Origin of the sequence: Methylobacterium goesingense (genome assembly GCF_022179225.1) — a bacterium.
Lineage (GTDB): Bacteria > Pseudomonadota > Alphaproteobacteria > Rhizobiales > Beijerinckiaceae > Methylobacterium > Methylobacterium goesingense.
Map to the genome: position 1 here is coordinate 1 of NZ_BPQL01000029.1, position 22978 is coordinate 22978.

Here is a 22978-nt window from a genome sequence, read left to right on the forward strand (position 1 = left end):
GCTACGCGGCGGCATTCCTCGGCGTGGGCGCCAAGGAATGCCGCCGCGTAGCTGTCCTGGCCGTCGACCGCGTGAACGGCGCGCCCGGCCTGGGTCCGGACGAAGGCGTAGACCTCGGCGGTGAAGCCGCTGGAATCCACGCCCCAATCGCGAACGCGCATGTCGGCGCCGCTCTCGTGCTCCCATGTCTCGTCGAACATGGCCTCGAGGTCTTTCCAGACCTGGGCCCGAACCGTGTCACCGGGGAGCACCCGGTGCTCGACCAGCCAACGCTCCCGGTTGCGCCCGAAGGCCCAGACGCTCGCCTCGAGGCGGTCTTTCTGGACGTCGACGCCGCCGAAGAGGATGAGGCCGCTTGCCGGCACGGTGCCGCTGCGATACCGATCCTTCCGCGCGTAGACGTCCTGCCACTCCGGCGCGTCGGCCCCCTCTTTCCATGTCCGCGCCAGCTGGGTGTTGAAGAACGTCCTCAACGCCTCCGGACCTCGTCTCAGCGCGCGGGCGAACTTCGCCACCGTCTCGCGGATGGTCTGCTTCGGGGCGTAGAGCTTGGACGCCTGGAAGCCCGCATGGTCGTTCGGCACCGCCTCCGCGCCGCAGTGGATGCACAGGGCCAGGGCGACGCCGTGCGCCTCTGGCGCCCAGCGTTCCGGAGTCTGATTTTCGCCGCAGCAGGTAAACGGCCGGGTCTGGCGCCACTCCACCTTGCGCAGCGCGACGAGCCGCTGGGGCTCCGTCATCGGGTGCTCGCAGGCCACGCATTCGTAGCGCGCGGTCTCGGGCCGGATCTTGCCGGCCTCATCCTTGTCGAAGCGAACCTGCTCCCATTCGAGCGGGTGCCAGCCGTGGCAGCCCTGGCACTCGACGAAGGCCTTTCGCTGGTCGCTCTCCTCGTAGGAGGCCTCGATGGCGCTGCGGCCTGCGATCGTCGGGGAGCAGGCCCGCACCGAAAGGCTGTTCGCCTTGAACTCGGCCTGCCGCTCCTCGGCGAGGTCGATGGGCGAGCCTTCACCGCCGGCCGAGAGCGGGTATTTGTCGATCTCGTCGCAGCAGAGCAGCCGGATCGGCCGCATCGCGAGGTTGGTCGGGCTGTTCGAGCCCACGAGGGTGATGTGCCCGCCGGGGAACTGCTTGTGCGTCAGCGTAGCGCCGGCGTCCCGGGACTTCAGGTCGCCGAAGATGTCCCGAAGGGCCTTCGAGTCCCGGATCATCGGGGCCAGCCGGTCCTTCGAGAACGTCTCGGCTGCGTCGTCCTTCGGCTGCACCACGAGGATGGGGCACGGGTCGATGTGGATGAACCGCCCGAGGATGTTCTCGATGACGGTCGTCTTCAGCAGCTGCGTGCAGGCCATCAGGGTGATGGTGGCCACCCCCGGCTCCGTCGCCGCCAGCATCGGGCCGCGGGCGACCTCGACCCGGGAGGTGACGAAGCGTCCTCCGTTCGAGGATTCCTTGCTGAGGCGCCGGAACTCCTCTGCCCACTCGACCACGTTGAAGTCTCGGGTCGGGGTCATCCCCTTCCGCCAGGACCGGAGCAGGCTCCCCGTGTCAGCCGAAGTCGGCTTCAGGATCGCCGAGCTCGGAGAGGTGCTGTTTGACATAGGCGTTCAGGATCGCCGTCAGCGCGCGGGGGTCGACCTTCAACTCATCGGCCATCGGGATGGCGACCCGGGCGGGCCAGGACAGCCACGCGTCGCGGACATCGCGCGCCTGGTCGAAGAACAGTTTCTCGGCGGCCTCGCGGTCGACCAGCTTGCCCTCGTTCTTCTCGACCTCCTGCTTGCGCTGCAGGCCGAGGAAGTTCTCCTTCCGGCGGATGGCCAGCGGGAGGGGCAGGTTCGTCGGGTCGAGGCCCGCCCCGTCGTCCTCACCCTCGACCGGCACCGCGCCGGGCCTGGGCATCGCCTCGCTGATCGTCTGCCAGGTGTCCGGCTTCGGCTTGGCGGGCGCCTTTGGCTCTGGCGCTGGCCTGTTACCCGGTACGGCTCGTACCGGGCGATGGGTAACACCGCCCCGATAGTTCGCCGGGCGCTGGTCGAGGGCCCATTCGGTGGCCTCGACGTCGATCCGGCCAGCCTCGTCGGTGACGAGAATACCCTTTTGCTTCCAGCCAGTTACCGTCTTCCGGGACACTCCGCGACGGCGGGCGAAGTCGGCTTGGCTTAGGAATTTAGCCCCGGTCGTTTCGGCCATAGGCGCTGTTACCTGTTACCCTGTTACCGGGTTTTGGGGCCCTGGCGCTAGGAACATTGGGGGCCCCGACCACCCGTATAGGGTTCGAAGGCCTAGGGTCCCTGCCGGTCAGCTGATCAAAACAAAATCTGGATCGATAAGTAGGATGTCGACATCTGGACTCAGACCGAAGATAGCCGAGCCCCTTACCTGACAGCGTAGGATACCTGATGCGAGCGACTGTATGGATCTCCGGATGTTTTGCCGCCCTTACCCCAGTCTCGGTTTTCTCACTGGACGCGACGAACCCTCCGGTGCGCGGCGGGCCAATCACTCTTGAGACGTTGACGATTACGCAGCCCGGCTCGACCGGCGACGCTTCGCTGCTAAGCGTCAAGCGAGGAGACGGCGCAACGGAAACCCTACGGGCTCTTGCGGACGGTGTGGCGGCTAAGGCCGACAAAGCGGACTTGGGCAGTAGCATCCCAGGGGTTGCGTGGAGGCCCTTTCAAACCCGGATACTCATCACGAAAGATCACCAGCCGGGCGAGGCGCAAGGGCTTCTTGATGTTCAGGTCAACACCCGTCCGGGTACGATCAATGGCGGCAGCGGTGTGGGAAACGGTGTCTCGGTGACGTCCCGAGTGCTTGCTGGAACGAAGTACGGGCACTTCAGCTTTGTCGCACTCACCGAAAATTACTCTGAGATGAAACCCGGCGATCCGTTCTTCGGCCACACCGGGGCGTCGCTTTACATAAATCAGAACAAAATCAACAGCGCACCAGGTTGGGGCTATGCGGCCGAGGTGAAGGAGACGCACGGCCTGTCAAACCCGATGCACGGGTCACTGGCGGGCGAGAACGCCATTATCGCAACAGGTACAGACGTTCACAGGAAGCGAGCAGGCCTTTTTATTCCGCTCAACATTCTGCCTGGCAACGAGAAGACCCCAACTGAGGCTGCGCAGGGTTGGTACGTTAAAACTGCCCCAAACGCCCGCTTCTACGACGGTGGTCTCTTCGAAGGCGACTACGGCAATGTCATTAATGCAAGCAGTGTCAACGCTCGCTCTTTCATCGTTGGGACGGGTAAGTTCTCATCACCTGTTATCGACCTCCATGCCGTTCAGGCGGCAGGTAATGGCGCGGCGATCGCGCTGAACGCGACCCACTCCTTGCAATGGCAAACGGCAGAAGGCGTGAGCTTGGGAGGCATAGGGTATGATACGTCAGTACCTGCGGCTCAGACGATTCAAATCACAGGTGTGCGCGTGCAAGAAGCACCGGGAGGAGAAATGGAAGCAGTCATCAACATCAACGGCAAGCGTTACGGTATCCGCCTACGTCCGCTTCCTTAGATTAGCTTCCGATCGGCTCCGCTCAGAATTGCAGATCATGTTGCGCGAATGAAGCCCACAAGCGGGTGGATCTGCTGAACTCCTGCGGGATCGTCCGGTACAAGGCGGTGGCGATGTGAAGGGAGGGACTTTGGCCCCGAACCTTTGCCTGATCGCTTTGCAATGCAAAGTGCGGCTTATGCAGCCGAAGAGGTATATAGCGCGGCGATTATATAGGACTGTGCTAGCGTCGCATTCAGCTCCGCATCTGCTGCCAAGCTGATCAGGGCCACCCTATGCGTCTAGAGCGAACCAAGAATGGCGACTGGATGATTGATCCAGAGCAACTCCACTCCAGGCTCATGATCAATCCTGGCGTCATGCGCCAAAAAATGCGCCTAGGGCTCGTGACTAGCCGCATCGAACGAGGCTCCGATAAGGATCTCGGCTCATCCCGGGTGACGATACGTGTCGCCGGGTCATCCTGGGAGGGCATCTTCGATGATGCCGGAGCCCTGATTAGCGAGAAGATGCTGTAACCCCGCGCGAGCGATCTCGCGTTCGAGGCACGGGCCTCCATCGTGGAGAAGCGATCTGACCCGTCTTTGCCAAGGGCTGACCGGCGCGCACGTACTGACGCGGGCGCCGTTCAGACTGTGGCTTCTAGAGTGCATGGGCGGACTGCCTGAACGGGTAGGTCTGCGAGGAGCAACCCTATGTTCAAGACACTCACGCTCGGTGCTGGCCTGTTGGCTGCCGGTTTGTTCATGGCACCGGCACCGTCGTCAGCAGCACCGCTCGGTGCTGTGACGATGCCTGAAGCCACGAGCACAGTAGAGAACGTCCAGTACGGCTACGGCGGATATGGTGGCGGTGGATACGGGCGCCGCGGTTATGGCGGTGGATACGGACGTCGTGGCTACGGTGGCGGTCGTCACTTCGGACCGCGCTTTGGTGGCCGTGAGTTCGGCTTCGGTCGGGGACGCGGTCATGGTTATGGACACGACCGTGGATACGGCCGGCGCAGCTACTACTAGAACATAGAGGCGTCCCTCAAGTTTGAGGGGCGCCATCAATGGTATCAAGAGATACGCTGGCTCAAGCAGTGCCCTCTTGGGGTACAACTTACTGAACCAGCCTTCAAAGTGGAGAGGCGGTTTCACCCGTCTCCGTAGAGGCTTAACCTCAATCCCGCTAGGGGAGAGTACAGCGCCTACAGGGTCACTGAACAACTACAATACTCGGTCGACATGCGCAACGCCTTTGAGCCGTTCAGAGCGTCGTTATTGACATCCTGCAGATTTGGCTATTGCGGCGAGTGCCCTATCAGGGCACCTTTCTGACCTGTGGCGTCGGGGAGCAGGGCACCGGGTATGGCTGACGATCACAGCTCCGAGCAGGAGCAGTTCTTCGCCCTGGAGGCAGCCGAGCAGGTCGAGTTCGACGGCGAAGGCCCCTTCATGTTCCCCCTGTGCGAAGCTAAAGCCGGCATTCTCATGGGGGAGGATGTGGGAATCCTGATCCTGAAAACCGTCGAAGGTGATCGCTTTGGCGTGCCGCTGGGGCACGAGGCGCTGTCGACCCTCTACCAAGTACTGGGCGAAGCGCTGCGTGGGCTGAAGCCTGCTGATGAGATCATACAGTGACCCCCGGGCTCGACGACGCGAAAGTCGCGCGCGTCCACTGCGTCATTCCCTATCCCGAACTCATAGGCATCTGAAATGGCGGATCAGAAGCCCTACCAGCCGTCAGAGGCTGAGGATCTGTTCCCCGAGCCGGAGAAAGGCGACTTTCTCGCACCGATGGCCATGCCATCCCCCGGACTGATGATGGGTGAGAGCATGGCCATCATCGTTTTTACGACCGTCGAGGATCAGCGCATTGGCGTTCCAATGAGCCACCAGGCCCTATCCGACCTGCATCAAACGGTTGGAGAAGCCCTCCGCATGCTCCAGGCCCCTGAGGGTGGATCGGTGCAGTGACAGGAGGCCCGCTCGGCTATCCATTGAATGAGTGGGCGTCCCTGTTGAACGAATCGAAGGGCGTCTTCAACTGGCCGGACTGGCAAACGCCGCGCGTCTTTGTCGAGGGCAAACGGGCCGCTGCCAAGGCTGGACGATCAAGGTTCGTCTCGCACGAGACTGAGCGGTGCCGCCTGCACGTTCAGCTAATGGACAAGTCCGGCGCTTCCATAGAAGGGGCCGAGGTCTGCCTCATGATGTGGCGCTACCGTCCCATGGAGGATATGTCAGCCATCCTAAGCGTCGCTTACGAGGGAAAATCGGTCTGCATCTGCCGGGTCGACGTCCGCCCTGCGGCACCTCATATCAACAAGCACTGGCGGCGCTTCGGCGGCCCCTCGGAGATCAACGGATCGCACGTCCATCAATTTTCCGATAACGCCACGCTGGGCCGGAAAGCGTTCGATCCTTTCGGCAATCTCCCGCAAGCCGTGCCACTGCACACCGAGCCGGACCATTTGCGGGATTTCTTGCAAGTCGTAGAGCGCGCGTTCAATGTCGATGGGCTAACGACCCTTCACCCACCGCCAACCCAGGAGAGCCTATTATGACTTCGCTTCTCGGGTTGGCCGTCAACCCGACCATTGTGACGCCGAGGAGCATCAGCGCCATCGCTGACGAGGTTGCTCGTTCGCTTGCATATTCGCGAGAGTCGGCCGAGGCACCTGCTATCGTTACGCCGCTGCTCTATCCAGGCGGCTCAAGGGTTGTTCTCACCTTGCGGGAAGATAGCGGCAGCTTCTTCGTGACAGATGGCGGGCATGGCGCGCGCGAGGCCGACATGATGGGCGGTTCCCGCGTTTTTCAGCGTGTCGCTCGCGACCTCGCAGAGGCCAACGACATCCGCTTCGACAGCGACCTCATTTTCGACATCGAGGTTCCTCGCGATGCGCTGCTGACGGCGGCCATCGTGGTGGCAAACGCCTCAAAGACCGCCGTCGAGACCACAGCGCTCCGACTGGCGAACCGCAAAATTGAAGGGCGGCTGGACGAGCTGCTTGTGCGGTTTGACCGCCAGTTCGGCGTTGAGAAAGTGATTCGCGCGCCGAGCATTCGGGGCGCCACCGAAGAGTGGGAGGTCGATGCAATGATCATCACCTCTGGACGCTCGGCGCTCGTTGATCTTGTTGCTGCCAATGCAAATTCGGCAAACTCAGTCCTTGCTAAGTACTTTGATATCAGTCGACTTCCAGAAGATGAGGGCTTCCGTAGGTTCGCGGTTTTGCTTGATCGCGAAAAAACCCCGAACCTGAGTGTGCTCGGCGCAACCTCTCGCTTGGTAGAATACGATCAGGCGGTTCAGGCCATAGCCGCCTGATCTATCGGGCGCCTAGAACGGCAGCGCATCCTCCACCCCTGGCGGGACATTCTCGAAGCTGCCAGGGTGGCGCGCCCTCGCGATGGACGTTCCGAAGGCAAGCGGGGATCACGTGAAGCTCACCCTATACATCGCCGGCGCGCTGCACATCGCGTTCGGCATTTTCTTCTTCCTCGCGTCATCCGGTGCACCCGCAACGGAAGGCGGCGTCTACTTGGGGCCAGCGCTTGGCGGCACGATCGGTGGGTTCGTGATGCTCGCCCTTGGCCGTGCCATCCAGCTGCTAAAGCGGATCGAGCGGAGCGTTCGCCAACCGGTGTCGGACGAGACGCAGTCCAACCGCCTCTCGTAGCTCCCTAGAACGGTAGAGCATCCTCGATACCCGGCGAGACAGGTCCATAGACCGCCAGGGTGTTGGGCTCGCTCGTGCCGGAAAATCGGCAGCTGGCATCCGCCTGCCACTATCTACTTTTGGCTTACGGCCCATGCGGTTATTGGCTGAACACTAATTTGGCCATTGTGGCACCATCTCACCGACATCCACCGATAAGTTCTATCGTCGCCAAATTTTAACTCTACCCTTGGCGGCATCTTATCTGGAAGCTTTGAAGCGACTTTCACTAGTGTTTTGCTGCTAATTTCGCCGACAACTTCGCAGTCAAGTATATTTCGCCCCACCCTTAGCTTTGATGCGTGTGAGCGAACGGACGAAGGCGGCTTTTTGTTTTTACCGACATGAAGGGTGAATCGCTTAAATCTTGAAGGAACCCAAGCAAACATGTTGTATACCAAATATCAGATTTGTCTAAGATAGCATCCAAGGCCTTACATGTCGGAGCATTAATACTTCTTTTCTTGCATCCCAACTGTACGAATTGTGATGAGGGTGGTGCCACATGGCGTTTCCCAAGAGGCCCACTCCTGAGAACGGTGCCTCCGACCTCCCTCGTTCGGAATGGTGCGAGGCGCTTCGCTGATCGCGTCGCCTACAGCATCTGCACATCGGCCATCCCCATCTCAACCGGCGAGGGACGCCCGAACAGGCTGACGGCGACCCGCAGACGGTCGTTCGGCAGGATCGCTTCGACCACGGCTGGGAAGCTCGCGAATGGGCCCTCCCGCACGACGACGCTCTGACCGACCTTGATGCCGACTGGCTCGACGATCTCGCCGCGTGCCAGGACGTCGACGAACTGCTGCAAGCCCTCGGCGTCGAGGCGGGCCGGCTTGAGGACGGGACCCGCGATGTTGCCCTCCGTGCTGGCGTCCTCGACCGGGTAGCAGACGAGATCGGCGACGCCGGGAGCAGCCTTGGCTTCGTCGAGGTGGTCGGCATCAGCGACACCGATGAAGACGATGCGGAGGAGCATGGCTGTCCGGCGGATCACGCGGCGGCCGCGGCGCACGACCACCTCCGAGGTGCGGGGCTGATAGGTGACGACCTGGGCGGCCTGGAGGGCCTGGAGGGCCCGCTCGCCCATCCGTGGCTTCGTCCGGGCAATGTACCAGAGCAGGCTCGGATCGATCGTCAGGGAGGCCACGCCGCAGACCGGGTCCGCAGCGCTCTTGGCACTTGTAGCGACGTTCGGCGAGGCATTGGCACTCAGGCCGGCTGGAAGCCCCCGACGCTCCGACCTGCGCTGTTCCCGACGCTGCCTCCGCTCTCTATCGCGTTGACGCTTGCCCTTGGCTCGGCTGCTCATCGGTGATCCTCGGCTGGCGACTGGATGAGGGTGGAGGGCAGGGTCACGGCACGAAGGCCAGCAGCTCGTCGTCGAACATCAGCGAGACGTCGCCGATCTTGCCAGTCTCGTGGAATTTGACCTTCCGGATGCCGACGTTGGCGATGCGGTCGTGCGGCGAGGCGCGGTGAATCACGACGCCGATCTCGGCCTTGTTGGCCCATGTGGCGCCGTCGGCGATGTCGTAGAGGGACATCGGCTCGCCGGCCTTGACCGAGAGGCCGGCCGCCTTCGTGGGATGAGCCACGACGATCGTGCAGACGTCGTAGGAGTGGGCGAAGCGCTTCAGCAGGCGGATGGCCCGATTGGTGTAGTCGGCCACGTTCTCGCCAGGCCGGCGTTTGTGCTCGACCTCGTTCCAGGGATCGAGGAGCAGCATCGAGATGCCCTCGCGCACCACGGCGTCGGCTGCCCTATCAATGACCCACTGCACGTCGGCCTCGGTCTCGTCGTCCTCCGGGGCCAGGGCGATGAAGACGAAGTGCTCGTCAATGAAGCGCCGGCAGCCGTCGCATTCCGGCTTGGTCCAGAGGGACCGGGGCTTCTGCAGGAGGAAGCCGATCAGCATGTTTTCCAGGATCGGCCGGACGTGCATCTCGAAGGAGGCGATGGCGATGCGCCAACCGTGGCCACGAGCCATGTTCATGGCGATTTGGGTCATGAGGGCGGTCTTGCCCCCGCCGGGCAGGCCGCTGACGACGACGAAGGCGCCTCGATAGAGCCGCATGTGCAGGTCGAGCGGCGGAAAGCCGGTGGTGAGTGCCTGGAGCGGTGGTCGCTCCGGGAAGTCCGAGAGCTTGTAGAGACCCTTCACGGGGAAAGGCTTGGCATCCCGGATGCAGGCGAGGACGGCGTCGGCTCCGAAGTAGTGGAGCACCTCGTTCAGATCCTTGGCCGGCCTCAGGACCCCGTCCGCGTCGGGCACGCACGGTTCGGGCGGGTAGCTCACCATGGCGCAGCGGGAGCGACCAAGGCGACGGGCGAGCTCCAAGCTGAGGCGGCTGCCGGGCTCGTCACCATCGGTCGCCAGGACGAACCGGCGAATCCGCTTCAGGCGCTCCCAGTTGTTCGAAACGTAGCGGTACTTGTCGTCGTGCTCGGGCACCACGTCGTCGGCGTTGTCCGGCACGGCGACGAGATTGCCGGCCTCGTCACGGGCCGGCGGCGCACCGTCAGGGACCGAGACAGCGAACGGAAAACCGGCCTGGATGGCCGCGATCGTGTCCAATTCGCCTTCGGTGATCACGGCTGGAGCCTGCCCGGAGTGCAAGGCCGGATCGTCGAGAACGTCGGCGTTGAAGAACGTCTTGCGAGCCCCGGCCCGCTGCCAGAACCGCTTGCCGCCCTTCGCGTCGCGAACCCGGTACTTGGCGTTCACCTCCTCGCCGCCGTCGATGTACGGGAACACCAGGATCGTGCCGGCGATGTCAGGAGCCGGGTCGCCACCCTGGACGTGCTTGGCGCTGTAGATCCCCAAACGTGATGCGGTCTCGCTCTCGATGGACCGGCTTTCCAGCCACGCCACGGCCTTGGGATTGAGGTGCATTGTCGAAGAACTTTCCGCCGCTCAGGTCGCAGTTGAGGCATCGAAACCCGACGCCACCGGCGTCGATCGTGACGCCCAGGGAACGGCGTCGGCGGTTGGCGGCGTGCTTGGCGTGGACCGCGCAGTTCGGGCAGATCGCGTAGTGCCGGCCGGGCGAGGTGGATCGCAGGACGATCCCGAGTTCGCGCAGGATCTCATCGACCGATCTCACGGCACGTAGCCGCAGGCCTTCGGCTTGGGCGCGTTGGCATTGGCGATGGCCTCGGCCTTGATGCGCTCGACCGCGAGCCGCGCCTCCCGATCCCGCTTGGCCAGGGCGCCGGGTACGGCGAAGAACCAGTTCGGCTGATCGGCCGCCCAGCCGGCAAGCCCGGTCAACTCGGCTCGCAGGCTGACGCTCGGGAACGCCGTCTCCCACTTCCGGAAATCGACCTCGTTCAGCCGAATGACGCCAGCCTCGAAAAAATACCGGCTCGTCTCGGGCACCGATCGCGAAGCGGCGGTGCGAGTTACGGGCTCAGTTTTTTCAGGAAGAGGCTCAGGTATCTGCTCTCCACCCTTCCCCTTCATCCTACATCCTACATCCTCCATCTGAGAGCCGCATTCAGAACCAGTTCCGAACTCAGCCGGAACTGGTTCGGAACTCGATGCGAACCGCTTCCTCCCAGTGGTGGCGTCAGGACGCGATCCGTCGCCGTTAAAGCCGGCGTAGTTCCGGTGGGATTCCGGCAGAGGGTGGACGACCTTCGGCGACTTCGGACGCTGGTGCTTCACGAAGTTGCGGACGACGCCGTAGGGCCTGCCCTCCTCGAAGCGACAGATGCAGCCGGCATCCAGAAGCTCCTGAAGCAGGGGCTCGACGCTCTCGGTTGAGGCCGGCATGAGGCGCATCTTCAGCGTGAGCGGCTTCCATTCGAAGACGCCCTGATCGTCAGCCTCGCACCAAAGGCCGATCCACAGGACCTGTGCCGGCGCCGATAGCGAGACGAACGCCTCATCGGTGAAGAGACCGGGATGAATTGATCGTATGCGGCTCATGCCGGTCCTCCTCCACGTACGCGGGCCTTGAGACGGCTGTTCTCGACAGTCAGCCGGGCGATCTCGTCCTCGAGGTCGAGGTGGGTGCGCTCGTCCGAGGCCAAGTGGGCCCGCATGAAGGCCGTGTAGGCATCCACCGCGGCCTGATGGTCGGCGAGGTCGTCGCTGGTCTGGGCGAAGCGCTTGGCCTCCACCCACCGGTCGAACAAGCAGGACCGGTACGCCTTCACCCGCTCGACGATGGGCGGGGACGTCGAGGAATTGGAGACAGTAAGGGGCATCGGCCAAAGCTCCGGGGTTCGGGAGCGCCGTGTTCAGGCGGGGATGTCGGATGGCGGTGGAGCGCTAGGGCCGGATCAGGGCGGCGGCTGCGCGTGGGTCAGCGGGATCACTCGTCACTCTCCCTGAGCCAGACGCCGAGAGCGGCTAGCGAGAGCCCGAAGCGCATCAGCATCCGGCCCACCGGGTCGCGCAGCCAGACGGGACACGCGTTCCGCAAGCGCTTCGAAATCTGCCGCGAGGCACGCCAACTCATCTGAACTCTCCCGGCTGCGGGCTGCGCGTGCCGCGCGGATAGCTTCTATCTCAATGGCCTCGACACGCCGGGCCTTGCGGTACCAGAGGTCAAAGGCGCGCCAGTAGGACAGACCGGCCCGGCGGGCGGCACGCCCGATCTGGGTCTTGACGCGGTCGTCCGCCCCGACCGGCCGGGCAAGCTCGCGCAGCCCTTCGGCTGCCTCAAGAAACAGAGCGGTCAACGACCTCTCCCAAGACTTTTGGGACATCTCCCAACGCTCCCTCGCCACAGTGATGGGCGTGACGAGGAGGTTGAGTGTGCAGTCCCTGAACGGTGGAACGGACAAGGTCGGACCTGACGTGCGCGGTGCTCTGGCGGGCGAGCGCGTACGGCAGGGCCGAGCCCTGGAAAAAAGGATCGGAGGCGATCACGAAGACGCCTCCGCGACGGCGCGGGCCGGCTTCACCGGCTCGAGGTCCGGGGCGCGGACCATACCGCCGGAGATCTCCTCGATCCGGGCGGCGACCCGGATAGACGGGCCCCTCTGGCGGAACCGGAGCTTGCGGACGCCGAACACGGAGATGTCGCCGATGCGCTCGGCCAGGCCGGCATCGTCGATCTCGCTCGTGCGCATCCAGTCCTTGAGCAGCATGGGCGGGCTACCTCCGGCCGGCGGAAATGAAGACGGCGGCGCGGCCGCGCTGCCGACCTTGGGCGACGCTCTGGCGGTGCTGTGCGTCGACCTGATCGCGGTGCTGCCGGCGCAGGATCGCGCGGCCGCGCGGGAGCGGCTGGCGAACCGCCTCTACGAGCAGGCCCGTACGCCCCGGAGCGGGCCGGCGGCCGCCCTGCTTGGCGCCATCGCGAACGCGATGATGCGCCTGGAAGGCTGAAGGGTCCCGGCTATGCCCATCTGAAGATTTCGACATCCCGACGAGGAGACGATGATGGCCGACGCGCCGGACGAGGACCTGTTCGAGATCGAGTTGGATGGCATCGAGCGGACGATCTGCCCGTCCATCGGCGACAAACTCTACGACATCGCGTTCGACTGCACCCGGGGCAGCTGTATCGTGAACATCACCGTCACGATCGACGCGGAGGTGGTGACGACCCTGGAGATCGTACCGATGGGCATGAGTGAGTTGAACCGGGCCTTCGCCGCTCTTGCCGAGCAGACGAAAGCGTGGCGGATCGCCTTGGAATAGTACCCGGGGCATGATCAGCGATGCGCTTGCAGCTAGAATCATTTCCACACCGTGGAATAGGAGGCTGTTCGCTTTTGAGATGCACGAAAAGAATTACGTGCTTTTGCCCAGGCTGCTGCGCCCACAGAGCCGTTACTGATCACTTCAACAAGAGCTATAATTTCGACTGGTACGGGACGCTGGCCTCTCTCCCACCGTTGTAGCGTTCTTGCTGGGTTTTGACCCCCTAGACCCAATCCCAAGGCGCACTCCCGGAGAGACATGTTTTGGCTAGTCCGCCATTGGGTCGGTAGGGTTGGAGCGCTCATACCAGCACCATAGCCGAATGGGCTAACTAAGCGCAATAGGCTAAATAGCCTCAGGCGCTATAGACGTCAAAATCTCCCAAGCGCATACGGCTTATATGTCTGATACGAGCCCAAACCGGATTGCAGAACTGCGTAAGCTGCGAGGTATGACTCAGCAGGCGCTCGCTGATGCCGTGGGCGCGCACTGGATTACGATCTCAAAGCTAGAAAGAGGAAAGCTGCCGCTCAGCTTCGAATGGGCAGAGCGAATTGGTCACGCGCTCGGCGTCGGAGAATTTGATGTATTTAGGACTAGATTTGCCCCTAATACTGTATTTGTTGATGGCGTCATAATTGAAGGTGGCAGGGCATTCTACTATAAAGACGAAGCTGGAAATCTTGATCATCAAGCATACATGATTGAGGTGGAAACCGCGCAGTCCCCATTAAAAGATTGGTTCATTATTGAAAATAACGCATTATTTCCGTTCTTTCAAACGAACGATCTTGTACAGGTGACTTATGTCGATCCAACGGAAATAGACTTGTTTATTGACCGCTTATGCCTCGTATCAATGCCTATAGAGAATACCGATAAGCTCAATAGTGTTTTAGGTTTTGTTGTGAATGGCCGCAAAAGTGGCTTTGATCTCAATATCCCCGGCAGTGCGCCTCTGAGGGACATCAAGATTGAAGGTGTGCGTCCGGTTACGATGGCCTTGTATAACCCGCCCGTATGGGACCAGCGATCCGGACGACCGAGGCAGAAAAAGGCCTGACATAGCCTGAACGGCTAATTATCTGTTGACGTCGATATAGCCAGTTTGGCTATGTACGCGTGACGTCGCTTAGCGCGAGGCGCTTCAATGTCCGGTTCGATTTCTATCGTGGATATAATGCCTGAGCGGTTGCGCGTCAGCACCGAAGCCCTGTCCGGAAGCATATCGAACATCTGACAGGTCTCGGGTGAGCGCGGCGCGCCACTCGACACAAGCGGCCCCCGCCAGTGCTGCAACACCAGCGAGGGCCTTCCCCGAACTCAGGAGCTGAAACCATGGAACAGGGCAATTGCCTTGATAGCACCCGCATGTCCGCAGTGCATGAGGTCGACACCCGAACGGATGGCGAGCCTGCGCTGGATGCGGCGATCACCAACCTGCTTCAGGCCCCGACGCGAGCGACGGCCTCCGAGCCGATGTCCGCGGCACGGTCACAGGACGACGTTCCCGATCTCGCGGATGCCTGCATTGAGCAGGTGGCCCGCCTGAATCATTGGGATGCGAACACGGGCTCGCTGACCGAAGAGCAGGGTATCGCGGAGATGGCCCGCTGGAACGGGGTGTTCCGGCGCGCAATCGAAACGCCCTCAGCCGGCCTGCGGGACCTTGCTGGCAAGGCGTATCTGATGCTGGCTGACCTCGACCGGTTTCATCCGGTGGAGAAGGATTCGAGCGACGACTTCCAATTGATGCGGGTCATCTTAGGGGAGGTTTTGACGCTCGGGGGGCTCGCAGACCACGTCGGAGTCACAAAGGGCGACCCGATCCTCACCGTGATCAAGGAAGGCCGGCGCCTTCTGCGCGCCTACCTCGATGCACACCACATATACGAGCAGGACCCAAACACCGTTGAGCCGCGTCCCGAATGGGGTGAGGCCGGCCGTGCCCTTTGGGCCTACGTCGATGCGACGATTCTCCAGACGGTTCCCCTGACGGCGGTCGGATGCCGCGAACTGACTCGGTTCGCCGTCGATTACGCCGATGCGTTGGAGTGCTCTATTTGCGATGACGACGAACAGGCGATCTCGCGCCTGATCGCTCAGAGCCCTCTGCTGTGCGACGGCACCGAGAACGCGAAAGCCGACTCCGTCTTCGCGCTCGCCAAGGCGGAAGCCGAGGCGCTGGGGGTCTCAGGGATGGGCATCAGCGAGTTGGGCGCCCTCTATGACAAGCTCAGAGCGGCGCGCGAATTGTGGGGCGCGGCGATGTGTGAGCCCGTCGCAGTGGCCAGCCACTCGACCCAGGGTTTCGTCGTTCGATCGCACTACGGCAGCCGTGCGGAGTTCGAGGACGTTCGCGCCGGCTTCCTCATGGATCGCATCGCAACTGAAATTGCGAACCGTCCTGCGATCAACGATTGGGAGCGCGACAATCAGCTCGTACTGCGTATCCAGCAGGAGATCGCGTGCGAGGGACGCATTCAAGATCCTGCCTTGCTGGCCGAAATCGCCCGGACATGGGGGTGAGCCGATGAACATCCCCTCTGCTCCTATCCGGGGCGTCACCACCATCCTCCTCCAGGATGGCAGCGAGATCACCCTCGATGCCATTGAGACCAGCGCTCATGGGCAAGCCATCCTGGCCGAGATCGACGAGGCGATCTTGGCCATCGAGGGGCAGTTCGCCTTCGGGCGAGAGACAGACGATCCGTCCTGGCGCACCCGTGCCGAGATTGCGCTGAAGCGGAAGCGCCGCAGCCGTCCGCTCCTCCAGGAACGCATCGGGGTTCTGCGCCGTGCCGAGCGTTCGTTGGCGCTCGGTGCGAGCCAGGCCGCCGTGTCCTCGAAGGTCGACGCCAAGCGGCAGGCCTTCGTCCACGCCGCCTACGAACTCCTCGGTCACGAGGCGTGCACGGAGGTGTGGGCCCGGGCTCAACAGAAGCAGCCGGGGCTGTTCGCGGATGGGAGAGGACCGGACGCATGAGCACGCTCAGCATCCTCCCGTACACGGACGCCACCGGCCGGACGTGGTTCGTCGAGAAGCTCGACCGGCTCCTCGAAGACCCCGCTGTGAGACGTAAGGCCGAGGAAACCCTTCGCGCCAGCACCAACAGGGCCGGGAGGTTCAATCCCGGCGCCGCCTTCACCAAGGCGTGCCGCCACTACAAGCGCGACGAGTGCGGTGCCCTCCTGCACATGCTGGTCGTCCGACTGAGAGACCGGGGGGATGAGGATGAGCACGCCTGATCCGATCTTCGCCGTGCTCGATCGCGTCAACACGGCGGAGCAGGAGCACGTCACGGCGTGCTCCAACCTCGACGAGAGTGACGAGACGGCCATGCGCCGCTGCAACGCCGACTGCGATCAGGCAGCCGCCGTCCGGCGCGACCTGACGCAGATCGTGCCGGCGACGATGGGCGGGCTACAGGCCCTCGCCGCCCACTACTGCCGCTGGGGGGAGGCAGGAGCGGAGGAGAGTTTCCTCCACATCGTGCGATCGCTGGAGGGGTGTGATTCCGAATGGCCGTTAAGGCGTTTGGATCAGGTGGAAAGCCAATCGTTTCAAGCACATGGCTCCGTGAGTCGGATAACGGCTTTCGAGCCTCCGTGCGCGGGGAACGTGAGGGTCCCGACCCCACTCGAACTCGGCTCGGCTTGGTCACGCCTCCCTCCCACAGCGCGCGATCAGATCGGTCTCGTCGTGCTGGATATGATTCTCCAGGAGTTCATCCACGGCGACGCCTGCGTGGTCGGCGGGCAGCCCGAGGATCGGCCGTTCCCCGACGACACAGAGGAACACGAGCAGATCCGTGGAGCGGCATGGTCAGCCTCGAACCGACGCCTCAACGAACTCACCCCGCTGATCCACGACCTCTTCCCGGACCTGTTCGGCCAGCCGGGAGAGAACCCGATGTGGTGCGCGAATCCGGGCCCCGGACCCGCGAGGGTGGAACGAAGCGAGGTGCGTTGTGCCTAGCGCAAAACTCCTCCAGGCGCCGGACAATCGCTTTCGTGTCGAGCCCCGTGACGCTTGCGTGGATGACGCCTCCTCGCATGCCGGCGGTCTCCGCTCACTCCATAGCATCACCGAGAGCCATAGGAGCAGGACGATGCAGCAGGCCGATCCGACGCGCTTCGTCGTTCGATTCCCTGAGGTGGCGAGGGAGCTCGGGGTGTCGGCGACGACCCTTCGCCAGATGTGCCGGAAGGGGAAGGGGCCGCCCCTGCTACAGCTGAGCGAGCGGTGCTTCGGCGTTCGCCGCGGCGAGCTCGATGCCTGGATCGAGACCCGCAAGGTGGCGAGCCCATAGGTCGAGAGCGGCCCGCTTCTCCGGGTTGTAGAGGGCATAATTGTAGACGCCGGCGACGCCGGCCTTCGTCCCTGAGATGTGGTTCAGCACGGCCTCGACCACATGAGGCAGCACCCCGAGGTCGCCCATCCCCGTGGCGGCCGTCCGACGCAGATCGTGCAGCCGCCAGTCCTTCACCCCGGATGCCCGGTCGAGCGCGGCCTTCGCCCGGGTGAAGCCCTGGAATCCGCCAGCGCCGCTGCCGAACACCAGACCCCGTCCTTCGATCCGCGGCGCGCCGGCCAGGATCGCGAGCGCCGGCCGGGACAGGGGCACATCGTGCGACAACCCGTTCTTCGTCCGCTCGCGCGGCAGGCTCCAGAGCCCGGTGGCGAGATCAAGTTCGGCCCACGGCATGTCGGCCACCTCGTCACGGCGCTGGGCGGTGAGCAGGAGTAGGCGCACGATCCGCCCGAAGTCGCCGACGGGGAGGGCGCCCAGGATGGCCTTGATCTCCTCCGGCTTGAGCACGCGCTGCCGGCTCTCCTCCCGGTGCGGCTTGCGGGTGCCGACGACCGGGTTCGACTCGGCCACCCCCTCCGCAATCAGCCAGGCGTAGAACGATGAGAGCGTGGTGCGCGCGCGGTTCGCTGCGTGTGGCCCCGAAGTCTTGACGATCTCGTTCAGCCGGGCCGACACTTGGGCGCGGGTGACGCCATCGACGGGGGTGCGGTGCAGCGGCGTCCAGATCTTCTGCATGTAGTAGGTCGATTCGCCGTGGCCCTTGGCGCGCACGCGGGGCCGGTGCGCATCAAGATAGGACTCGATTTTCAGCCCCACCGTGATGGCGGCACGCTTTCTCTCAGCCTCGCGCTCGGCGCTGGGGTCGCCTCCCAAGCGGACCCGGGCCAAGCGCTCAGATGCGGCGCGGCGCGCGTCGGCCGCGGGCAGCAGCCCGACCTTGCCCAGCGTCTCCCGCTTGGTCTGCCCGAGCGCATTGCGGTACTGCACGACCCACACCCGCGAGCCGCCCGCGTTGGCCCGGACCCCGAACCCGGCCAGATCGTCGTCGAACACGATGACGTAGGCCTTGCCCTCGGGTACTTTCAGGGCAGCCGCCGATTGGTTCGTCAGGCGCATGGGCCAGTAAGCGTCCGGTAAGCAGGTAGTAAGCAGATGGAGCGCCCGCCACGGCGCGCCGTGCGCATGACGGAGATGGTATCTGCGAAATTGCTCGCGTTCTCAAGGGACTTGCGCCGCTGGTAAGCGCGGGATAGTGGTCTTCCTCCCCGGGGCATCTGTTTTACACGGAGAGGGTCGGCGGTTCGAGCCCGTCACCGCCCACCACGTTTCGAAGTAAGCATCGGCACTGCTGACTGCCCACTCCGATACGTCAACTAATAGTAGGCGCCGTGCCCCGTTGGTTTTTTCTAGTCGTTTCGGCTTTTCTCGCTTTGGGCGTCGTCGGTAGCACCCTGATCATTTTGCGTTCGCCGACTCCGGTTGTGCAGCGGTCGGACTGATGTCGTGGATGCGCGTAGGATTGCTTTCGCGCATCGGGGAGCAAACTTCCGACACCTGGAGCGACGCTTCCTTGACCATGGCTTGGAGCTCCGCTTTCAAGGCCCGAGTGTGAAGATCTGAACCTCTAGATATCAAGATCAACTAGTGCCGATCATCGGAATGGGCAGTACGTACGTTCAAGCAGGTAATGATATTCAGCGAAGGTCTTCGCAGATAATCGCCAGAATTCACCGGAGATTTCGGTTATGGGTGCCCTGAAATACATGCTTCGGTTGGTTTCGCAAAATCTTGGTCCGGTTTCGTTGGCTTTGCATCAGGCGGCAAATTTATACACCAAGAGCTACACGAACGTGAATCACGACATGAGGACAAACGGTGAGTTCTACCTTCTGGACAAGTTGGCGCGCTTCGACGTAAAGACAATTTTCGATGTCGGCGCCAATAAGGGCGAGTATACAAATGCTTGCCTGACCAAATTTCTAAAGGCACGAGTGCATGCCTTTGAAATCGTCCCTGAGACGCATGCCAAGTTCATAAGCAACGTGAGGTCTGACAGGGTTATTATCAATAATTTTGGTCTCGCCGATCGATCTGGCACTATTGAGATAAACTATAATCCGAAGAAGGACGGTCTTTCTTCCCTCATAGAGGGTACTGACATTAACAAGGGACACTGGACTACCCGGCGCGTGGAAATCCGGTGCGGCGATGAGTATTGCCGAGCAAACGATATCAAGTCGATCGATTTTCTCAAGATGGATGTGGAGGGTGCTGAAAATCTAGTTCTGCTCGGATTTTTTGAAATGTTGCGTGGCAATAAAGTATCTATTATTCAATTTGAGTTCGGTATGATAAATATATACAGTAAATTTTTACTAATAGATTTCTGGAAAATATTGGAGGGACATGGATTTCGTCTTGGGCCTGTAATGCCAAAGGGTGTCGACTTCATGGGGTACAACCCGCGGAACGAAAACTTTCAGGGGCCTCCGAATTATGTGGCGGTACATTCATCGAGGCCTGATCTGATCGATGCCGTCAGACTGAAGTGAGTCTCGTCGGGGCTGGCGTGAGAACGTTGTCAGCCTGAATGAAACATAGGGGAGCGAGACCTCTCCTCATGCGTCCATGGTCCGACTGCCTTCAGCGGCGAAACCTCTACCCCAGCCGGACCCGGGCTGGCGAAAGGATGCGGGTGGTAAACATTCTCAGCCGGGCGCGAGAGCTCCGTTAATACTCCGGATGCGGCGGTACGAAAGTGACCGCGATGCGTTTCCTCCTGCCTTCGAGTTTGAGAAATCTGCATCGGTGCCGGTCGCACTTAGCGATTTTACATGAGTCGGACGCTCACGGGTGGTGTTCCTCCTAATGTTCAATGACGTAATCGCCTCGGTCCGTATGCCGCGAGCCGACTTCGGCTTCTGTGACCGTCGTCACAGGGATGGGGTTGGCAGGTAACAGGTCGCGAAGAGACGGCATCAGCAATTATATTTTAAAATTTGGGTAGTCGGAAAAGGCGAGAGAAGATTTTCGATGTCTCCAATCAGCTGCGGAAAATGGACTGGTCCCTCGATTTTCGTCGATGCGGCTAGATTGCTGCTGTTTTCCTCGGCTCACCGGAGATCTGATCGGACTTCTGTCGTCTTGCACCGTTTCAGGTTGGCGCGGCGGCCGATGACTTTCGGTCGATTCCTTTGAGGTACGGGATCAATCGGTGACCGAGTTGATCGCTTGTGACGCCGACGCGGTTCAAAGCGGATGGGTCAGTGATTCCAAGAAAAACCCGCCACAGCTTTTGCCGGGCGGGTGAGAAAGATCCTGATCCCTCGGGGATAAGGATTGTGTAGCGGGTGCCCCTGCGCATGCATCCCGCATCTGGGGGATAGCTCGGCAAATCACGCTGCTGGATCCAGGCGTCCGAGCATGTCTTTGGCGCTCTTGCCACGCGGGCGAGAGCGCCTCACACCACCCCGCTCCGGGCTGCCCGCCCTGGCCCTCGGGGCAAACCCGCGCTAGAGCGAGGTCGCCATGTCGCACAATACATTCGGACATCTGTTTCGCGTCACCACTTTCGGCGAGAGCCACGGGGTCGCCCTCGGCTGCATCGTCGATGGCTGCCCGCCCGGGTTGGCCCTCTCGGCTGAGAACATCCAAGCGGAACTGGACCGGCGCAAACCCGGCCAGTCGCGCTTCACCACCCAGCGGCGGGAGCCCGACCAGGTCCGCATTCTCTCCGGGGTCTTCGCCGACGACCGGACCGGCGGCGTCCAGCTGACGACCGGCACGCCGATCGCCTTGGAGATCGAGAACACCGATCAACGCTCAAAGGATTATTCAGAAATCCGCGACAGCTACCGGCCGGGCCATGCCGACTACGCCTACGATGCCAAGTACGGCATCCGCGACTATCGCGGTGGCGGCCGCTCCTCGGCCCGTGAGACCGCCGCCCGTGTCGCCGCCGGCGCGGTCGCGCGCAGGGTGCTGCCCGCCGGCGTCACCGTCCGAGCTGCCCTTGTGCAGATGGGGCCGCATGCCATCGACCGGTCACGCTGGGACTGGGAGGCGGTCAACGCCAACCCGTTCTTCTGCCCGGATCCAGAGGCCGCGCGCCTCTACGAGGATTATCTCGATGGCATTCGAAAGGATGGCTCGTCGGTGGGCGCGGTGATCGAGGTCGTGGCCGAGGGCGTGCCTCCAGGCCTCGGCGCACCGATCTATGGCAAGCTCGACGCGGATCTCGCAGCGGCGATGATGTCAATCAACGCCGTGAAGGGCGTCGAGATCGGCGACGGTTTCGCATCGGCCGCGCTGCGGGGCGAGGAAAACGCCGACGAGATGCGCTCGGGCAATGGAGGCGCTCCGATCTTCCTGGCCAACCACGCAGGTGGCGTACTCGGCGGCATCTCCACAGGCCAGCCGGTCATCTGCCGCTTCGCTGTGAAGCCGACCTCGTCGATCTTGACCCCCCGCATGAGTGTCACGCGAGACAACCGGGACGTCGACCTTATCACCAAGGGGCGCCACGACCCCTGCGTCGGCATCCGCGCCGTGCCGGTGGCCGAGGCCATGATGGCGTGCGTCCTCGCCGATCACTATCTGCGCCATCGAGGGCAGACCGGCGCCCGCGTTTGATCCCGCCTGCGCCCGCCGCCGACCCGATTCGCGAACGTTGAGAGACAGCCCGTGCCCCACACCCACGTCACGCAAGCCATTGAGGCCTATGCCCGCGGCGAGATTGTCGTTGTCACCGATGACGACGACCGCGAGAATGAGGGCGACCTTGTCGTCGCAGCCTCCCTCTGCACACCGGAGAAGATGGCCTTCATCATCCGCAATACCTGCGGCATCGTCTGCGCGCCCCTGACCCGTGCCGAGGCGCGGCGCCTGCGCCTTGATCCCATGGTGGCATCGAACGACGCACCCCTCGGCACCGCCTTCACGGTCACGGTGGACGTCAAGCACGGGCTCACCACCGGCATCTCGGCCGAGCAACGTTGCAACACCGTGCGGGCGCTCGCCAATGGTAACATGGGCGAGGACGATTTCGTGCGCCCTGGCCACGTCTTCCCCCTCATCGCCAAGGACGGCGGTGTTCTCATGCGCTCGGGCCACACCGAGGCGGCGGTGGATCTCTGCAAGCTCGCGGGCCTGCCTCCCGTGGGCGTGATCTGCGAACTCGCCAACGACGACGGCACAGTGATGAAGGGGCCGCAGATCACGGCCTTCGCCGAGGAGCACAATCTCAAGCGCGTCTCGGTGGCGGACCTCATCGCCTTCCGGCAGGCCCGTGAGACCTTGGTGGAGCGAGTCTGCACCTTCCCGGTTCGGACTGAGTTCGGCGAGATGACGGGCTACGCCTACACCACGCCTTTCGAGACCGTGCAGCAATTCGCCTTCGTCCACGGCCGCATCGGTGATGGGCGGGACGTGCTGGTGCGCCTGCACCGCTCCAATGTGGTGGCCGACGTCATCGAGGGCGGCCGTCAGATCGAGGCGGTGATGCGCCGGTTTGCGCAGGAAGGCCGTGGCGTCCTCGTCTACCTGCGTGACGGGACCGCGGGCGTGCCCGTGAAGCCCATCGCCGAGGAGGGCTCGGAGGCCCAGCGTGTCGCCCAATGGCGCGAGGTCGGGCTCGGCGCCCAGATCCTGCGCGACCTCGGCGTTTCCTCGATCCGTAACCTCGCGACGTCGTCGCGCGCCTATGTGGGGCTATCGGGCTTCGGCATCGAGTTCCTGGGCGACCAGCGTCTGGAGGGCTAA

The 22978-nt window shown here is 62.7% G+C and carries 28 protein-coding genes; 19 read left to right on the forward strand and 9 right to left on the reverse strand.

The window, feature by feature from the left end:
- Together MFF30_RS06745 and MFF30_RS06750 are read right to left on the reverse strand one after the other, a co-directional pair.
- On the reverse strand, positions 1–1514 hold a 1514-nt coding region (locus MFF30_RS06745; RefSeq protein ID WP_238278077.1), incomplete at its 3' end, for a phage terminase large subunit family protein.
- Positions 1515–1548: 34 nt separating this feature from the next.
- Complete coding sequence (locus MFF30_RS06750; protein WP_238278079.1) at positions 1549–2193, reverse strand: hypothetical protein; 645 nt, start codon at positions 2191–2193, stop codon at positions 1549–1551.
- A gap of 209 nt (positions 2194–2402) precedes the next feature.
- Between MFF30_RS06750 and MFF30_RS06755 the strand changes: the two genes are divergently transcribed.
- From MFF30_RS06755 to MFF30_RS06790, 8 genes are all read left to right on the forward strand, one after another.
- Positions 2403–3530, forward strand: coding sequence for a hypothetical protein (locus MFF30_RS06755; RefSeq protein WP_238278081.1), 1128 nt, complete (start codon positions 2403–2405; stop codon positions 3528–3530).
- A 275-nt stretch (positions 3531–3805) separates the two neighbouring features.
- Positions 3806–4048 carry a DUF6522 family protein gene (locus MFF30_RS06760; RefSeq protein ID WP_283205871.1) on the forward strand — a complete coding sequence of 81 codons (243 nt, stop codon included), beginning with the start codon at positions 3806–3808 and terminating at the stop codon, positions 4046–4048.
- A gap of 177 nt (positions 4049–4225) precedes the next feature.
- Entirely contained in the window at positions 4226–4546 is a 321-nt protein-coding gene (locus MFF30_RS06765; RefSeq protein ID WP_238278083.1) for a hypothetical protein, read from the forward strand.
- 336 nt (positions 4547–4882) lie between these two features.
- On the forward strand, positions 4883–5155 hold the full coding sequence (locus tag MFF30_RS06770) for a hypothetical protein (protein ID WP_238278085.1): 273 nt from the start codon (positions 4883–4885) through the stop codon (positions 5153–5155).
- A 75-nt stretch (positions 5156–5230) separates the two neighbouring features.
- Positions 5231–5491: a hypothetical protein gene (locus tag MFF30_RS06775; protein ID WP_238278087.1), complete on the forward strand. Its 261-nt coding sequence runs from the start codon at positions 5231–5233 to the stop codon at positions 5489–5491.
- 44 nt (positions 5492–5535) lie between these two features.
- Positions 5536–6081, forward strand: a complete 546-nt coding sequence (locus tag MFF30_RS06780; protein ID WP_238278089.1) for a hypothetical protein — start codon at positions 5536–5538, stop codon at positions 6079–6081.
- A complete protein-coding gene (locus tag MFF30_RS06785; protein WP_238278091.1) occupies positions 6078–6848 on the forward strand; it encodes a hypothetical protein in 771 nt (256 codons plus the stop codon). Before MFF30_RS06780 ends, MFF30_RS06785 begins: the two co-directional genes overlap by 4 nt.
- Before the next feature lie 112 nt (positions 6849–6960).
- Positions 6961–7200, forward strand: coding sequence for a hypothetical protein (locus tag MFF30_RS06790; protein ID WP_238278093.1), 240 nt, complete (start codon positions 6961–6963; stop codon positions 7198–7200).
- Between the two features lie 634 nt (positions 7201–7834).
- Here MFF30_RS06790 and nusG read toward each other — a convergent pair.
- The 6 genes from nusG to MFF30_RS06820 form a co-directional block, all read right to left on the reverse strand.
- Complete coding sequence (gene nusG / locus MFF30_RS06795) at positions 7835–8389, reverse strand: transcription termination/antitermination protein NusG (protein WP_238278094.1); 555 nt, start codon at positions 8387–8389, stop codon at positions 7835–7837.
- Positions 8390–8594: 205 nt separating this feature from the next.
- Positions 8595–10136 carry an AAA family ATPase gene (locus MFF30_RS06800; RefSeq protein ID WP_238278097.1) on the reverse strand — a complete coding sequence of 514 codons (1542 nt, stop codon included), beginning with the start codon at positions 10134–10136 and terminating at the stop codon, positions 8595–8597.
- 207 nt (positions 10137–10343) lie between these two features.
- Entirely contained in the window at positions 10344–11174 is an 831-nt protein-coding gene (locus tag MFF30_RS06805) for a hypothetical protein (protein ID WP_238278098.1), read from the reverse strand.
- Entirely contained in the window at positions 11171–11455 is a 285-nt protein-coding gene (locus tag MFF30_RS06810) for a DUF837 domain-containing protein (RefSeq protein ID WP_238278100.1), read from the reverse strand. The genes MFF30_RS06805 and MFF30_RS06810 overlap by 4 nt, the downstream gene beginning before the upstream one ends.
- 107 nt (positions 11456–11562) lie before the next feature.
- Positions 11563–11709: a hypothetical protein gene (locus MFF30_RS06815; RefSeq protein WP_238278102.1), complete on the reverse strand. Its 147-nt coding sequence runs from the start codon at positions 11707–11709 to the stop codon at positions 11563–11565.
- A 409-nt stretch (positions 11710–12118) separates the two neighbouring features.
- Entirely contained in the window at positions 12119–12343 is a 225-nt protein-coding gene (locus MFF30_RS06820; protein ID WP_238278103.1) for a hypothetical protein, read from the reverse strand.
- On the opposite strand from MFF30_RS06820, the gene MFF30_RS06825 reads away from it, so the two are divergent.
- The 8 genes from MFF30_RS06825 (at position 12342) to MFF30_RS26160 (ending at position 17215) form a co-directional block, all read left to right on the forward strand.
- Positions 12342–12584, forward strand: coding sequence for a hypothetical protein (locus tag MFF30_RS06825; protein WP_238278105.1), 243 nt, complete (start codon positions 12342–12344; stop codon positions 12582–12584). The genes MFF30_RS06820 and MFF30_RS06825 overlap by 2 nt on opposite strands.
- 51 nt (positions 12585–12635) lie before the next feature.
- Positions 12636–12899, forward strand: a complete 264-nt coding sequence (locus tag MFF30_RS06830; protein ID WP_238278107.1) for a hypothetical protein — start codon at positions 12636–12638, stop codon at positions 12897–12899.
- A 403-nt stretch (positions 12900–13302) separates the two neighbouring features.
- On the forward strand, positions 13303–13965 hold the full coding sequence (locus MFF30_RS06835; RefSeq protein WP_238278109.1) for a helix-turn-helix transcriptional regulator: 663 nt from the start codon (positions 13303–13305) through the stop codon (positions 13963–13965).
- 275 nt (positions 13966–14240) lie between these two features.
- Positions 14241–15431 (forward strand): hypothetical protein, encoded by a 1191-nt coding sequence (locus tag MFF30_RS06840; RefSeq protein WP_238278111.1) that lies wholly within the window; start codon positions 14241–14243, stop codon positions 15429–15431.
- Positions 15432–15435: 4 nt separating this feature from the next.
- Entirely contained in the window at positions 15436–15888 is a 453-nt protein-coding gene (locus MFF30_RS06845) for a hypothetical protein (RefSeq protein ID WP_238278113.1), read from the forward strand.
- On the forward strand, positions 15885–16151 hold the full coding sequence (locus tag MFF30_RS06850) for a hypothetical protein (RefSeq protein ID WP_238278115.1): 267 nt from the start codon (positions 15885–15887) through the stop codon (positions 16149–16151). Before MFF30_RS06845 ends, MFF30_RS06850 begins: the two co-directional genes overlap by 4 nt.
- Positions 16138–16881, forward strand: coding sequence for a hypothetical protein (locus MFF30_RS06855; RefSeq protein WP_238278117.1), 744 nt, complete (start codon positions 16138–16140; stop codon positions 16879–16881). Before MFF30_RS06850 ends, MFF30_RS06855 begins: the two co-directional genes overlap by 14 nt.
- 133 nt (positions 16882–17014) lie before the next feature.
- A complete protein-coding gene (locus tag MFF30_RS26160; protein ID WP_354465622.1) occupies positions 17015–17215 on the forward strand; it encodes a helix-turn-helix transcriptional regulator in 201 nt (66 codons plus the stop codon).
- On the opposite strand, the gene MFF30_RS06860 is transcribed toward MFF30_RS26160, so the two are convergent.
- On the reverse strand, positions 17132–18334 hold the full coding sequence (locus tag MFF30_RS06860) for a tyrosine-type recombinase/integrase (RefSeq protein WP_238278119.1): 1203 nt from the start codon (positions 18332–18334) through the stop codon (positions 17132–17134). The two genes, MFF30_RS26160 and MFF30_RS06860, sit on opposite strands and share 84 nt — an antisense overlap.
- Before the next feature lie 629 nt (positions 18335–18963).
- Between MFF30_RS06860 and MFF30_RS06865 the strand changes: the two genes are divergently transcribed.
- From MFF30_RS06865 to ribB, 3 genes are all read left to right on the forward strand, one after another.
- Positions 18964–19770, forward strand: coding sequence for an FkbM family methyltransferase (locus tag MFF30_RS06865; protein WP_238278121.1), 807 nt, complete (start codon positions 18964–18966; stop codon positions 19768–19770).
- 976 nt (positions 19771–20746) lie between these two features.
- The gene (gene aroC / locus MFF30_RS06870; protein WP_238278123.1) at positions 20747–21850 is read left to right on the forward strand and encodes a chorismate synthase; all 1104 of its coding nucleotides are present in this window, start codon (positions 20747–20749) and stop codon (positions 21848–21850) included.
- Between the two features lie 51 nt (positions 21851–21901).
- Entirely contained in the window at positions 21902–22978 is a 1077-nt protein-coding gene (gene ribB / locus MFF30_RS06875) for a 3,4-dihydroxy-2-butanone-4-phosphate synthase (RefSeq protein WP_238278125.1), read from the forward strand.